At 31.0% G+C, this 14,824-nt stretch carries 13 protein-coding genes; 5 read left to right on the plus strand and 8 right to left on the minus strand.

What is annotated here, in order from left to right; all coding sequences use genetic code 11:
- Window positions 1–316: 316 nt before the first annotated feature.
- Window positions 317–3,559, plus strand: a complete 3,243-nt coding sequence (locus ACAM25_RS02550; RefSeq protein WP_369610780.1) for a S8 family serine peptidase — start codon at window positions 317–319, stop codon at window positions 3,557–3,559.
- Between the two features lies 1 nt (window position 3,560).
- On the opposite strand, the gene ACAM25_RS02555 is transcribed toward ACAM25_RS02550, so the two are convergent.
- Entirely contained in the window at window positions 3,561–3,905 is a 345-nt protein-coding gene (locus ACAM25_RS02555; RefSeq protein ID WP_369610781.1) for a hypothetical protein, read from the minus strand.
- A gap of 39 nt (window positions 3,906–3,944) precedes the next feature.
- Complete coding sequence (locus tag ACAM25_RS02560; protein ID WP_369610782.1) at window positions 3,945–5,315, minus strand: coiled-coil domain-containing protein; 1,371 nt, start codon at window positions 5,313–5,315, stop codon at window positions 3,945–3,947.
- Window positions 5,316–5,367: 52 nt separating this feature from the next.
- Between ACAM25_RS02560 and ACAM25_RS02565 the strand changes: the two genes are divergently transcribed.
- Window positions 5,368–6,315: a 2-hydroxyacid dehydrogenase gene (locus tag ACAM25_RS02565; RefSeq protein WP_369610783.1), complete on the plus strand. Its 948-nt coding sequence runs from the start codon at window positions 5,368–5,370 to the stop codon at window positions 6,313–6,315.
- On the opposite strand, the gene ACAM25_RS02570 is transcribed toward ACAM25_RS02565, so the two are convergent.
- The 3 genes from ACAM25_RS02570 to ilvD all read right to left on the minus strand — a co-directional run bounded on the left by ACAM25_RS02570 (window position 6,312) and on the right by ilvD (window position 10,011).
- Entirely contained in the window at window positions 6,312–7,094 is a 783-nt protein-coding gene (locus tag ACAM25_RS02570) for a hypothetical protein (RefSeq protein ID WP_369610784.1), read from the minus strand. The genes ACAM25_RS02565 and ACAM25_RS02570 overlap by 4 nt on opposite strands.
- Before the next feature lie 85 nt (window positions 7,095–7,179).
- Window positions 7,180–8,250 (minus strand): aspartate-semialdehyde dehydrogenase, encoded by a 1,071-nt coding sequence (asd, locus tag ACAM25_RS02575; protein WP_369610785.1) that lies wholly within the window; start codon window positions 8,248–8,250, stop codon window positions 7,180–7,182.
- Window positions 8,251–8,328: 78 nt separating this feature from the next.
- Entirely contained in the window at window positions 8,329–10,011 is a 1,683-nt protein-coding gene (gene ilvD, locus ACAM25_RS02580) for a dihydroxy-acid dehydratase (protein ID WP_369610786.1), read from the minus strand.
- A gap of 113 nt (window positions 10,012–10,124) precedes the next feature.
- Between ilvD and ACAM25_RS02585 the strand changes: the two genes are divergently transcribed.
- Window positions 10,125–10,934, plus strand: coding sequence for a hypothetical protein (locus tag ACAM25_RS02585; RefSeq protein ID WP_369610787.1), 810 nt, complete (start codon window positions 10,125–10,127; stop codon window positions 10,932–10,934).
- A gap of 25 nt (window positions 10,935–10,959) precedes the next feature.
- Complete coding sequence (locus ACAM25_RS02590; protein ID WP_369610788.1) at window positions 10,960–11,931, plus strand: radical SAM protein; 972 nt, start codon at window positions 10,960–10,962, stop codon at window positions 11,929–11,931.
- Here the strand turns inward: ACAM25_RS02590 and ACAM25_RS02595 are convergent.
- Window positions 11,924–12,661, minus strand: coding sequence for a class I SAM-dependent methyltransferase (locus ACAM25_RS02595; protein WP_369610789.1), 738 nt, complete (start codon window positions 12,659–12,661; stop codon window positions 11,924–11,926). The two genes, ACAM25_RS02590 and ACAM25_RS02595, sit on opposite strands and share 8 nt — an antisense overlap.
- Window positions 12,662–12,742: 81 nt before the next feature.
- Here ACAM25_RS02595 and ACAM25_RS02600 point away from each other — a divergent pair, with 81 nt between their 5' ends.
- A complete protein-coding gene (locus ACAM25_RS02600) occupies window positions 12,743–13,273 on the plus strand; it encodes a hypothetical protein (RefSeq protein WP_369610790.1) in 531 nt (176 codons plus the stop codon).
- Here ACAM25_RS02600 and ACAM25_RS02605 read toward each other — a convergent pair whose 3' ends face one another.
- Both ACAM25_RS02605 and ACAM25_RS02610 read right to left on the minus strand, forming a co-directional pair.
- Window positions 13,274–14,014, minus strand: a complete 741-nt coding sequence (locus ACAM25_RS02605; protein WP_369610791.1) for an MBL fold metallo-hydrolase — start codon at window positions 14,012–14,014, stop codon at window positions 13,274–13,276.
- Complete coding sequence (locus ACAM25_RS02610) at window positions 14,001–14,780, minus strand: hypothetical protein (RefSeq protein WP_369610792.1); 780 nt, start codon at window positions 14,778–14,780, stop codon at window positions 14,001–14,003. The genes ACAM25_RS02605 and ACAM25_RS02610 overlap by 14 nt, the downstream gene beginning before the upstream one ends.
- Between the last annotated feature and the right edge of the window lie 44 nt (window positions 14,781–14,824).

Consider the following 14,824-nt stretch of genomic DNA (forward strand, 5'->3'; position numbering starts at 1 on the left):
TAATCTCATGCAAATATAGCTGGTTAATTTTTAAAAGATGACTAGATCAAATTATCATTACTCCAACTCTGTTAAGATAAACTAAGATATAAATTTATCCTACTAATATTAATTTAGTAAAATCATAAACCTAAAACTATTCAGTGATACTCAATACTGATGGAATAAATGGAATAATTAGTCTTTACCTTTCTTGTTAACTTGAAAAAGATTGTTATTAGTAATCGAAAATGATATCAAATTATATTGTGTGTGTTTCTTTAAGTTTTAAGTATATGGAAAAGTTATAAAATATGTGTTCAAGTAATACTACTTGATGTGGTCCTTATTATTCTTAATTTTAATAGCATCATCAGTTGTTCTTCCTTTATATCTTCAGCCTAATGTTTCTGAAATTTCTAGTAATCAGATTGTAAATGTTTCTATTGTAATTCCGCCAAAGAACCTAGAATTATTACAGTTATATGTAGAGGAACATCATATAGTCAATTCATCTGAACTAGAGACCTTATTCATTCCTAATTCTACAATTAATAAAATTGTCAACATGTTAGTAAATAATGGGATTCAGCCCGAGGTCACTTTAAACGTTATATCATTTCAAGCAAAAGCTGGAATAGTTGAAAAGTTATTTCATGGTCAATTTATTACCACAGAAATTTTAGGAAAGAAAATATATTATTTTATTAGCAGTAGTACTTCTTTCCCAGGAATTATATTAGCAACTAATTTGACTTATCTATTTTTGTCTAAACCAAATAATCTAGTTAACATTACACAAGCTATAGCCTATAATATGATAACGCCAAGCGAATTACAATCAGCGTATAATATAACCTTTTTAATAAAGCATGGAATTAACGGAAGTGGAGTAAATATTGGAATCCTTGATTTTGAAGGTGATCCATATATTTATCAGCAATTACAAGATTTTGACTCTCAATACAATTTGCCAAATCCTCCAATATTTAAAGTAGTGCCAATAGGTCCTTATAATCCAAATGATGGTATCCCTAGTGGATGGGCTTTAGAAATTTCATTAGACGTTGAATATGCTCATGCTGCAGCTCCAGGTGCAGGTATAATACTTTATGTCGCGAATCCATCAATATCAATCCCTCAAGCTATAGCATATATTGATCAGCAAGATCAAGTAAGCGTTGTTTCACAAAGCTGGGGAATTCCTGAAATTTACTTTCTATTAGGTCTTTTACCAATTTCTTATTTACAATCTATGATTTATGAATATTGGCTTGGAGAGGCAGAAGGGATTACTTTTATAGCAGCTTCTGGTGATGCAGGAGGAAATGGTTATAATTTCTTTCTAAGTCCCTTAGGCTCCACTATTGTTCCAGCATCAATTCCTTATGTTCTAGCAGTCGGAGGTACAACGCTATATGTATCTGAAAATTCAACCTATCAAACAGCATGGAGTGGTGAAAGTATAATAGGATCTACGACTGGTGGCTACAGTGCAATATTTCCTTCTCCACCTTATCAAGGATTAGAAGGATTTAGAATTACTCCAGATGTTGTAGCTGACGCAAATCCATATACGGGAGTACCAGTAGTTTACTATTATAATACAACTTATCTGGTTGGAGGTACATCTTTAGCTACTCCAATAGTTGCTGGAATAATAGCTCTAGCAGATCAAGTTCATGGGAAATTAGGGTTTATTAATCCTTTAATTTACTCGTTAAATGGAACGAAAGCTATAGTTCCAGTAAGCTTAGGGTATAATACACCTTATATAGCAAATAATAGTTTAAATCCCGTAACTGGATTAGGATATATAAATGCAGGATATTTTGTGTCCTTATTAAGGATTCCTACTGCTTCTTTATCATTAGCTGTTCAAAATACTACATATTTGCCTGGACAAGCTATAAAAGTAATAGGCTATCTTAATGGAGTTTCATCTCCGCCTGTAACCTTGACAGCCTACGTATATAATGGTTCTGCTATAGTTTCAACTTTTACACTTTCATATAATGGTTCTGCTTATATAGGAGATATTACATTATCTAAATCTGGAATTTATGAAATTTATAGTAAGTTTAATAATATTTATGGGTTTACTTACGTTACTGTTGGTTATCAAGCAGTATTTGTTTTTCCAATAGTAGCTATTTATCCTATACCCTCAAATATTCCAGTAATAGTCATGATAACATATCCAAACGGGACTCTTGTTTCTTCGTTTAATACTACTAATTTGACAGTGTATAAAGAAAATCAATTAAACGGAAAGATACAAGAAGTTACTCAAGTGAAACTTAATAATTTACCAATTATTAATATATCTCAGCTCGGCATATATATCAAGTTTAAATCTGGGATATTAGAAGGTTATATTAATTTAACTAGCAAAGAATTCGGAGGAGTATATGTTTTAAGTGTGAACAATACTATAGGTCTAGATGAAATAGTATTAGGAATGTACGTTGTACCAGCAGTAATTCCAAATTCATTTAGTGAGCCAACTTCATTGTATTCTGGTGAAAACGTAACATTAGAAGTTTTAGTTGAGAGTCTAGGAATGCCTAATGTAACTGTATCATTTATAAAGGATGGTAAGATCTATTATTCAACGCCAGTTAATTCTATAACAGTTGGTTCATCATCCTATTACATTGCTCAAGTAAATATCCCAAGGCTACCTAGTGGATATTATACCATAGAAGCTTACGCAGATTACAGTAATGGAACTTATATTGCTTATGGAGTTGGTTACACACAGATTTACATTTCTAACGAGAGTTTAGTTTTGCATGCAAAAGTAAATTCAGTAACGTTTGAGAACGATACAATAACTATTTCAGCAAATATTTACTATCCGAATGGAACTCCAGTAAAATATGGTGTATTTAGTGCAATATTTGTGCCAAGCTACTTACTAAGTGATATAGATTCTTTGCAAATATCATATTCTGTCCCTTTAACATATAAAAATGGAATTTGGATAGGTAATTTCACTGTACCTGCTGGTAGTTATAGTAACTCTGGAGTTACTGTTGGAGAAATAGCTGGGACTTGGAATGTTTATATAGTTGGTTTATCAGCTAATGGAATCCCACTTCCATTTGATTCAACTATTAATTATAATACTTTAAATATAGAACCTACATCAACAGAACTATCATTTTTAGTTTTACCATTCAATTATATTCCAACTTTTACTGGTAGCTATGCTTATCATATATATACTCCAAATGCTATAATATCCAATAAAACGGTTGTCTTAGTTAATTCGATCATAGATAATTTAACAGCAATTAACTCTGTGATTTACTCCTATAATTCTGAGATATATCATGTAACTTTAATTAATTCTAAGATCGTTAATATCTCAAACATTTCTAACATCTCTAATAATATAAAAGTAATAAATGATACAATCATTTCTACTTCAACTTCTATTAGTACTTCAAATAATATAACTGCAAGTCAATTATTAGGATTTGGAGATTTATTCATGATAGAATTAGTTATAGCCTTAATAATAAACAGCATAGTAGTTATGATCTTTGTTATTGGTGATAAAAATAAACGGTAAACTATTTTACATCAGTTATTATTCCCATCCAAGCATTTTCATCATAAATTAAATATTCAACTTCTAGGTAAATTTTTTTGATTCCATGTTTAGTCTTTATTTTTAAAGGATAGACAAAGTAATATACATCTCCTTCGACGTCTTTCTTTGCTCTTTCTGGGAACTCTACTTCATATCCGTAGCTTTCTATTATTTCTTGAATTTTAGTTGTTAGCTTTGCAGCAATTTCCTTTAAAGTCTCGCCATAAATGGGTTCAAAAGTTAAAGCCCTTAATTCTTTTTTAAGTGCTGCAATGCTTTCAGACGCTCTTTTACGTCCTTTTTGCTTTGATTTGTTCTTTTCCACAAATAAAAGATGTGAAACAATGCTTTAAAAAGAATTGTGTTAAACGTAATATTCGTTCAAAGTTCTTCTGACCCCCCATCCTTCATTATATAACTCCTCGAGACCCTGTTCTATTAGTGGCTTAATTGCGGGATTTCTTAAGTTATCCTCAATTCCACCATATTTAGTTGCTAATATATTTAAAAATGTATTTAAGTTAATTTTCATATTATCAGTCATTTCTGACGGATCCCTCTTAAAGAAACCGAAGAAAGAAGATTTTTTAGTATTATTGTAAATTTGAGGTGGAACTATTATAATATTGTTATTCATATCGACAACAAGTAAAAATGGTAAAATTACTTCTACTTTATCTTTATCAAATGGAGCTCTTCTATAAAAGGATTTAATTTTCTCCAACTCATCATTACAAATTGCCTTTATGCTTTCTAACTGATTTATGATGCTTTTCTGTAATTCATCTAGTTCTCTTATTTTAGAATCAATGCTTTCTAATTCCTTTTGTTTTTGAGTGTTGAGTGATTCAATTTCATGAACAATATTTCTTATCTCTATTCTATATTTGTTCTTAATCTCAGCTATCTTGCTTTGTATTTCACTAAGATACTTCGATCTTAACGAAATTAAATTATCTAAATCTTTTTGTAAAGATGGATTTGCTTCATAATCAAGCTCAGCTTTTCCAATTAAAACTTCAATATCTCCCATTTTAGAGTAAAGCTTGGACGCTTCATTAAGTATTTCTGTTTCAAGATTCTTTTTAGAAGTTGAAAGACTTTTCTTCAATAATTCACTCTTTTCTTGAATTAGTAAATTATACTTGTCTTCTATTTGCTTTCTTTCTTCTGCTCTTTTTCCCTTAATTATGGTTAAGATCGTATTTATTTTTCCTTCTACATCGTTTATTTTATTGATGTTTTCATTAATTAAGTATTCTCTATTATTAAGGTCGTTAATAGTAGTTTCGACATCCAATTGAGTGAGAGACTTTTCCAATATTCTTAATGGTAACTCCGGGCTTCCATAAGAAAGAATGGGAGCTAAATCATCAATAACTACTCCTTTAAAAATTTCTTCTTCTTTGCCTTTAACGTCTTTCCATCTATAAGACTTTAGAGTTGCTAACACTTCTGTCTCGTTTTTATTATTCTCCAGATTATCTATAATTCTTTTATAGTCTTGTAAAACTACAAATTGAAGCTTAGTTTCTATATTAATAGTTTCATCAAATATTATATATCCACCGGATTTTTCATGTTTAACTAATAATAGTGGCCAGCCTATTAGAGTGGCTTTTTTAATTCGTGTATTCCTTAAAGTTGCCTTAACTAGTGCAACAGCTAATTGCTTACTTACGGGTAAAGGTTGATATGCAGAGTCAACGGCTAATGGTAAGTATACACTACTCACAAAATAAATTTAGATCAGTAAAATATATGTGTTTTTATTTGACCATATAATTATGAGCTTTAAAGTACTTATAACATTTAAGTTCTTCCAGAATTGGATAGAAAAAATAAAAGAGCACGCCGAAGTAATAACATGGAACGAAGAGAGAGCACCAGATAAAAAGTGGATAATAGATAATATTAAAGATGTCGATGGACTATTATGTACTTTAATAAATAAGATTGATAAAGAAATAATTGATTCAGCGAAAAAATTGAAAGTAATTAGTACTTATAGTGTAGGGTATGATCATATTGATGTAAAATATGCTAAGAGTAAAAATATTAAAATTGGTTACACACCAGAGGTATTAACTGAAACTACTGCAGATTTAATATTTGGATTGTTATTAGCTGTTTCAAGGAGAATAGTTGAAGGTGACAAATTAATTAGAGAAGGGAAGTGGAATATTCCTTGGCAACCCGACTTTTTATTAGGTTATGATGTCTATGGTAAAACTTTAGGAATCATTGGTATGGGAAGGATAGGTAAGGCTGTAGCTAGAAGAGCTAAAGGATTTAATATGAGAATTATTTACAATAGTAGGACTCCTAAAAATGATGTTGAGGCCGAATTTGTTACGTTAGATCAATTACTTAAGGAAGCAGACTTTGTAGTAGTTACAGTTGATTTAAATGAGAGTACTTATCACTTAATTAATGAAGAAAGACTAAGATTAATGAAACCAACCTCGTTCTTAATAAATGCATCTAGAGGAAAAGTAGTTGACGAGAATGCGTTAATAAAAGCGTTAAAAGAAAAGTGGATAGCCGGAGCAGCAGTTGATGTATTTGAAAATGAGCCTATTAGCTCTAACCATCCCTTAGTAAGATTTAATAACGTTGTTCTTACTCCTCATATTGGAAGTGCTACAATAGAAACTAGAAATAAAATGGCGGAAATAGCTGTTAATAATTTATTAAATGGTCTTTTAGGTAAAAAGCTTATTTACGAAGTTTAAAAATAATTTAAATCATTATTTATTTGTGAATAAAGTTTTTCAATTTCTTCTTTTAATTCTTCGTTTTTCAATTCTCTTATATCATTAATTGTCTCATTAATTCCTTTTTCTAATAAAAGTTTGTCGAATATTAAGGTTTTAGATGCGATTAGATATCTTAGTTTAATTTTCTCTTCTTCTAGAAAATCTATAAGTTTATTTTCTAAGTAAAGTGCTTTAAGTATATTCTCTCTATTAATAACTCTAATCCAATCTTTTTCCCCTTTTATTTTAGTTAAATAATCGCTTTCATACGCCATTTCTCCTAGTATCGTGTATATATCAGATTTTATCTCATTCTCTCTCCTATTTAGAATATCTTTAACAAAGTCTGTAACAAGAGATTCATTCAATTTTAAGTCAATTCTTTGTGGATAATTAGAAAATCCTAATCTTGATGCAGTAGAGGAAATTTCGGTAAAGACAAAATCTATATCTTGATTTATTTTATCACTTTCACTTCTTCTTGATAATAAAATAGAAGAAACTGAATGAATTACTTTAACATCTAACGTAATAAAGAGCGAGATGATTTCATCTATTGCTGAATCAAAATGAGAATTGTACCATATTATAAATTTTTTAGAAAGGTATTTCTTTGGCCAATTGTCTAACGAATAAAGAATCGGATATTTTGCATAATATAGAGAAATATAATATCCACCAGAAATTTTCTTATATATATTAACAACAAGACTTTTATCAAATCCTAGACTTTCAGCTACTTTAATGTAATCCAAAAATAATCAGCCCTGCCACTTTATTCATCAAATCATAAAAGGGTGAGTTCATCAGAAAAAAGAAAGAAAAGATGAAATAAAAAATTTACTTTTCAATGTAGCCTTTTTCGATAAGTAATTCAGCAGCTAAGATTCCTCCTCCAGCGGCTCCCCTAACTGTGTTATGAATTAATGATACCATCCTTATCATTCTCTTATTCACTTGCTTTACTCTACCCACTACTATACTCATTCCAGGTACATCTCCAGCCCATCTGTCAAAGTAAACTTGTGGTCTTGTGTCTTCATTCATTACAATAATTGGCTTTGATGGTGCAGTAGGTAATTTTAGATCTTGTGGTTCTCCTCTAAAGTTCTCTAAAGTTTCTTTAACTTTTTCAACTGGAGTTTCCTCTTTGAAGGAGACGTATAATACTTCATAATGGCCATGTATTGTTGCAATTCTGTGAGTAGTAGCAGCTAAGCTTACATCTTCTAGTTTTGGTTCATTTACGTTCCTTTTAACCTCACTTAATATTCTTGTTATTTCTTTGATTGTTTTTGCATCATATCCGTCTCCTAACGGTAGAATGTTGTCTACAACGTCAAGTGATGGAATACCAGGATAACCAGCACCAGATAAAGACTGAATTGTTGTTATATATGCACCATCCATTTTATAATCCTTAAATATTACTCCTAATGGAATAGCAGCACCTTGTGCAGTACATAATGGTGTAGTTACGATAAAACCTTTCCATTCTCTTCTCTTTCTTTGCTCGTCTATTAAGCTAATAGTATGTGGATTTAGTTCTGGAACTAATAAAGGTACATCTGGATCAAATCTATGATCTGGAGAGTTACTAATTACTGGAAATCCTTCTCTTGCAAACTGTTCTTCAACTGGTCCAGCAGCTCCTTGAGGTAACGGGGAAAATACAATATCAACATCGTCCATCAATTTAGGATCCGTCGGTTTAACTTCCATATCTGCTACTTCTTTTGGAACTTGACCAATTGTTTGCCATCTTACGACTTCTCCGTACGGTTTCCCTACAGAACCTTTACCAGCTAAATAAGCTGGCTTAATGTATGGGTGATTTGATAACATTCTTACATATTCGATTCCTACTAATCCAGTTGCCCCTAATATTGCGGCTTTTAGTGTTCTCCTCATGAGTATCACCATATATATGAATTTCAAAAATATAAGCTTACTTTAAAAATATAAGCTTTACAATTTAGTAAAATACAATTAAGTTAAAAGTACAGCACCCATTGATGACGATGACACTAATTTAGCATATTGTGCAAGTAGTCCGCTTTTATATCTGGGTGGTGGTGGTGTCCATTCGTCAGCTCTCTTCTTTAGCTCTTCTTGTGATAACTCTACATCTAATTTTCCTTTGTTGGCATCAATAATTATAGTATCGCCATCTCTTAGTAATGCTATAGGACCTCCAACTGCAGCCTCTGGGGCAACATGTCCTACCATAATTCCTCTAGTAGCTCCAGAAAATCTTCCATCAGTTATTAGTGCTACTTTTTCTCCTAATCCTTGACCTACAATTGCACTTGTAACTGCTAACATCTCTCTCATACCGGGACCTCCTTTAGGTCCCTCATATCTTATTACTACTACGTCATTTTCCTGGATTTTACCTTCTAATACTGCTTTAAATGCCTCCTCTTCTGAATTGAAGACTTTTGCAGGTCCCTTATGATATCTTACTTTTGTGGCAGAAACTTTTATTACAGCACCTTCTGGTGCTAGGGATCCTTTAAGTATTCTAATACCACCGGTTGGATTGAAAGGATTAGAAACATCCTTTACGATGTGATCATGTGGTACATTTGGTAATTTATATTCCTCTAAGTTTTGTTTTAGTGTTTTACCAGTTACTGTAATTACGTCTCCGTGTAGTAATCCAGCTTCAAGGAGTTTTTTCATTATTAGAGGAGCTCCACCAACTCTATGTAAATCATACATTGCATAATCTCCACCAGGTTTCATGTTTACTATTTCCGGCGTTCTCATACTTATTCTGTCAAAATCATCCAATGTTAGTTTTACACCGGCTTCATGTGCAATAGCTAGTAAGTGAAGTACAGCATTTGTTGATCCTCCACTAGCCATTAACACAGTTATAGCGTTTTCAAAAGCTTCAAAAGTCATTATGTCTCTAGGTTTTAGTCCTATTTCGATTAAGTTCATTAACGCTTTGCCAGTCTCATAAGCATACTTAGTTCTTGCTGAGTCTACAGCTGGTGGAGAGGCACTACCCGGTAAAGCTACGCCTAGAGCTTCAGTAATTAATCCCATTGTATTTGCTGTATATAATCCTCCACATGTTCCTGGTCCAGGAATAGCGTTATCTTCCATTAATCTAAGGTCTTCTGCTGTTATTTTGCCTTTTGAATAGGCACCAACTGCTTCATAAACATCTTGAATAGTTATTGGTTTACCCTTAAAATTACCTGGAAGAGTAGTTCCTCCGTACATAATTATTGAAGGAATGTTTAATCTAGCCATTGCCATCATCATTCCCGGAGGTGTTTTATCACATCCTGCTAAGGCTACAAAACCATCATATCCATGAGCGTTTACAACTAACTCTACAGTATTAGCTACAATCTCTCTACTAACTAGGGAGTATTTCATTCCTTCACTTCCCATCGCAATTCCATCTATAACTACAGGGGCAGTAAATACTCTTGGAGTTCCTCCACCACTCCTTATTCCTTCTTTAACTACATTGGATAACCCTAAGAGATGTATATTGCAAGGCCCAGCCTCATTCCATGCTACTGCTACTCCCACTATAGGTTTTGCAATGTCTTCATCTGTTAATCCCATAGCTTTTAAGAAAGCTCTGTTAGGAGCTTTTTCGTATCCTCCATAAACTAAATTTGACCTTTTTTTCTTTTCAGAGCTCATTTCAAAGATTTATACAGTATAAGCAAATTAAAAGGTTTGTAGCATGTTTGTTTATTTATTTTGAAATAAAAGTCTAAAAAATTTTAAATAGAAAACAAACTGATTTATATTTGATGATTGAAAAAGAAATAACATTTACGCTTAATGTTAAAAAACAAGACTTTATGACACTTATTGCCAGTCCTTTAAATTTACCTCAGTTTTGGATGTTCCTTAAAGATATAAGGATAATTAATGAAACTGAATATATAGCAAAATTCAAAGTTTTTATGAATTTTAATTTTAAAATGAAGAGAGTTATCTTACCTAATCAAATCATTCATGAAGGTATAATGGATTTTCCAAAGGCTTTCTTTAGATTTACTGTTACTCTATTGGAAGGGAGAAAAGAATTAGTAGTTAATGTTAAGGGTGAGTATCAAGGTCCTTTTGAGTTTTTAGCCAAATCTCCTATGAAATCTTTTCTCGAAAACTTTAGAGATAAAGTTATAACATATTACGAAAAAAGACAGCAAGCTTTTACAGTACAAGAATTATTTAAGAAATTAAGTGAAGATAGCAAAGATAAAATCATAATGGCTACGATAGAATTTAACTCGAAACCTTATGATTTAGTCTTTAAAAAGGGAAAGTTAGAAAGAGTAGAGGGAGAAGATTATAATACTTTCTTAACACAAATACTAACTTATACTGGATTTATTAAACTTTTAAAGGAAGAAGAAATATATGAGGAGGAGTTTAACAGTTTAGATGAACTTTTAGAAAAATTAAAAAGTGAAAGTGAAAATAAAGAGATAGTTGCTATAGTTGAGATTAAAGACAAAAAATATACTGTAATAGTTAAAAATGGACGCGTTATATACAGCGAGATTGACCCTAAGTATATTGGGAAAATAAGGTTAGTTGAAGTAAATGAAAAATAAATTTTTTAAAACCTTAGTTTTCTTTGTGCGATTAGAAAAAGTTACAGAGCCTATTCCTCTTATTGGGCATATAGCTTTTGGAATAATTGATCGTGGAACTAATATGCTTCAAGTTAGACCTTTTAGTAATTGTCCTATGTCTTGTATATTCTGTTCTGTTGATGCTGGCCCTAAATCAAGATCAAGAGTTACTGAATATATTGTTGATGCAGATTATCTGATTGAATGGGTTAACTATGTAGTTCAAAAGAAAATTCATCAAGTGTCTATTCTAATTGATGGGGTCGGCGAACCGATTTTACATCCAGACATTATAAAAATAGTTAAAGGGATAAGAGAAAACAAAAAAGTTTTTGAAATAGCTGTAGAAACTCATGGTCTTCCTTTGACAGAGAGATTGGTTAAAGGTTTAGCTAACGCTGGCTTAGATAGAATAAACTTATCTTTGGATTCATTAGATGAAAGCAAAGCTAAGTATTTATCTGGGCATCAAGGTTATAATGTTTCTAACATTCTGCGAATAGTAGACATAGCTTTAAATGAAGGAATAAAAATTATGCTTACTCCGGTGTGGATTAAAGGGATCAACGATGAGGATATAATAAACATTGTAAAATATGGGAAAGAAAAAGGGCTATTTTTTGGAATACAAAAATACGTTGAACATCCTAGAGGTAGAAAAATAGGAAAAGAGGTTAGCTGGAAAGAGTTTAGCGAATTTCTATCTGAAATAGAAAAAATGCTAGATGTAAATCTTTTTCTTTCTCCTTCTCAATTTAAGATTTACCCGGATGTAAGATTAGGCCCTGTGTTTGAAATTGGGGAAAAAGTTATTGGAGAGATAGTGCTTGATGGATGGATGAAAAATGAGGTAATAATTTCAGCTAGGAATAGGGTAATAACAGTAGTTGGCGTTAATAATATTCCTAAAGGTGTTTCAATGAAAGTTAGAATAACAAGAAATAAAGATGAAATATATTTAGCTAAAATCAGTTAGGTTTAGCAATAATAGTCATTTGTGGATCATTTATTTCGAAATTCTTCCACGAATAGCCACTAAACACGTCTAATATTTTAAATCCTGCTTTTTTCATCAAATTAACTATTTCATGAAGGCTATAATATCTTTGTGAAAACTCTATTTTTTCTATTTCTTTTCCATCTTTAATATAGGTTCTAATTACGTAAAGCCTTGAAGTATATGGGTCAAATCTATTTTGATCAATTATTAGAAATGGTGGAACAAAGGAGTGGAGTATTTCTGGCTTATTATAAATCATAAAATCTCTATTTTCTAAGTTTACTATTACTATTCCATCTTGTGAAGTTACTTCTCTTAATTCCCTAAGAATTTTTAAGTCGTCTTCTTCTTCATAATAACCAAGGCTATTAAAGATATTTATCACAATATCAAATTTCTCTTTTACTACTTCGCTTAATTTTCTCATATCTCCTCTAATGAAAATTCCTTGTTTTACATTTTCTTTCGCTTTATTTATCATCTTTTCAGATATATCTACGCCAGTTATATTATATCCTAGTTTATTTAAGTAATAAGAAACTCTTCCAATACCACATGGAACATCTAGAACTTTATTTCCTTTTACATTGTATTTTTTTGTCACTTCATTAATCCATTTAGCCCACTTTTCTCCTTCCTCCCAAATCTTTAGCATCTCACTAATGTAAAGGTCTGACTCAAATATCTTTAGCCAATACTCTTCCATTAAACTCTTTTAGGAAGAAGACATAAATAAAATTGATGATGAAAAGTGAAACCATTAATCATTCTTCTTCTTTTCTTGTTAATGTCACTAGCTTTCCCTTTAACCTCTAATGAGGTTTTAGTATATCAAGTTGTAGTAACTCATGGAAATGAAGTCAATGTTTATAACTATACGTTTATTATAAATTCTATTAAAAATAATTTCGTTAATTTCACTATGATTGTTACAAATGAAAATAATGGTAGCGTAATTGTTAATAATACTTATGTTTATCCAGAGGATAATCTGAAAGTACTACCAGTTAATGGCATAGTCTTTAACGGAGAGAACTTCTCATTTATAGGTTATTCCAAGTATAATGGACAAAACGCTACAATGTACAAAGGTTATTTCGTTATAAATAGCATAAAAATACCATCAACAGCATTCTTTGTAAACAATACACTATACTATTTAAATGGAAGTTATGATGGATATTCAGTAAGTGTCTCTTTAACTTCAAAATATAGCTTAATATCTTCTCCAGGTTTTGGAGACTACTTAATAATAGGGATTATAGTAGCTTTTATAGTAATTGGTGTAATACTATTAATAAAAATAGGGAAAATATAACTAACTCATTAAATCTACTCCTACCTTATCTAAACTCTTCAGCCAATTAATGAATTTCTTTACGTTTTCTCCTTCAAACACTGAACCATGTTGAGGAGCGATCACATTTATTTCTAATCCTTCAATTTTCTTTAACCAAGCATCAATTGCCTTTTTTGACGCAATGTATCTTCTGTGAAATGGTTCCATAAGTTTTACATGAGAATCGAAATCCTCTACAATTAGATACCATTTATCTTTAAATATTGCTGCACCTAAATCACCAGAAAAGTAAATTTTTGAGTATGTGTCATAATAATGGAAGTTTCCTGGAGAATGCATGAAGTGTGCTGGAATAGCTTTTATAAAATCTATCACCATACCTTCGTCTGGGATATCTACAATTCTGTTTTTTAGTTCAGCTCCTAAATGTGGTAAAAATCTTTCCCATAATGCAGAGACATAAAAAGTTGCATTAGGAGCAACATCAACCCAAAGGTTTAAACTACCTATCACATCCGGATCCTGATGGCTGAAAAGTATTGCTGTAATTTTTTCTGGTTTAACGTATTTAACTGTATTTTCATAAACTCTTTCAAATACAAAATATCCTCCAGGGTCTAGCAAGTAACCTTTATCATTATGGACTATTAAATACTGATTAGTAAGTATGCCTTTCTCATTTTCACTTTCATCTAAGCCTAACCAAATAAACTTATGTTTTTCGTCTTCAAATAAAATATATGGTTCATGCACCTTCATTTATAACACCTTTTAAAATCTCTTCTGGCATTAGAGAAACGTAAATGTTAATCTTAAAATGACCTTCTAACTCATTTAATTCTTTTTCGTCAAAACTTTCTTTTCCTTCAATATTAACATAAACTCCCTTTTCTTCTCCATTTATGAAAATTAATCTAAACGAAGAACTTACAGATGTGCCAGAGACATAGATTATCTGATATCGTAAAAATTCTTGAATTATATTTAAAATTGAAGAAACAAGTTGTCCTTTTCCTACTGTTATTTCATCTGTTTTTACTAACCTTGATTTCATAAGAAGTTTTGTAAGGAAACTTAGCTTACTAAGGTTTTCTGAGAAGTTAGTTGAAATTGTTATACTCTCTGCTCTTTTGCTTTCTTCTTTTATTCCATGAGATATCGAAGATGCAATTTCATGTAAGAATTTGCCTACTATCCATTCTTTCTCTCCATCATATTTAATGGCAATGTTAACATTAGTCTGATTAGGCTTTTCTTCTTTAATAGAAATAAATATTTCTAAAATGTCTCCTTTGCTTGATTTCAAAACGTAAGTAACCATAGATTTAGTATCAATTTTATTTTCTAGTTTAAACGTCTGCTTATAACTAAATAAAAGAAATCTTGTAAAGCGTAAAGTTATTTCATTGTATCCTCTTTCTACTTGATATGGTATATATGATAATATATTATCAAAGTTTTTAATAATTGAGATTATTAAATTAGAATTTCCGCTAATTTTTTCTTCTACTATATAAGTTTTCACATTCTTCATTTCTCAATGGTCTAATATAACACTATCTTAGTAAA

This window comes from Sulfurisphaera javensis (genome assembly GCF_041154675.1).
GTDB classification, from domain to species: Archaea; Thermoproteota; Thermoprotei_A; order Sulfolobales; family Sulfolobaceae; genus Sulfurisphaera; species Sulfurisphaera javensis.

Coding starts and splice junctions, on each gene's coding strand:
- ACAM25_RS02600 (WP_369610790.1), top strand. CDS start 12,743: ATGTCACTAGCTTTCCCTTTAACCTCTAATGAGGTTTTAGTATATCAA.
- ilvD (WP_369610786.1), bottom strand. CDS start 10,011: ATGAGCTCTGAAAAGAAAAAAAGGTCAAATTTAGTTTATGGAGGATAC.
- ACAM25_RS02550 (WP_369610780.1), top strand. CDS start 317: ATGTGGTCCTTATTATTCTTAATTTTAATAGCATCATCAGTTGTTCTT.
- ACAM25_RS02585 (WP_369610787.1), top strand. CDS start 10,125: ATGATTGAAAAAGAAATAACATTTACGCTTAATGTTAAAAAACAAGAC.
- ACAM25_RS02605 (WP_369610791.1), bottom strand. CDS start 14,014: ATGAAGGTGCATGAACCATATATTTTATTTGAAGACGAAAAACATAAG.
- ACAM25_RS02565 (WP_369610783.1), top strand. CDS start 5,368: ATGAGCTTTAAAGTACTTATAACATTTAAGTTCTTCCAGAATTGGATA.
- asd (WP_369610785.1), bottom strand. CDS start 8,250: ATGAGGAGAACACTAAAAGCCGCAATATTAGGGGCAACTGGATTAGTA.
- ACAM25_RS02595 (WP_369610789.1), bottom strand. CDS start 12,661: ATGGAAGAGTATTGGCTAAAGATATTTGAGTCAGACCTTTACATTAGT.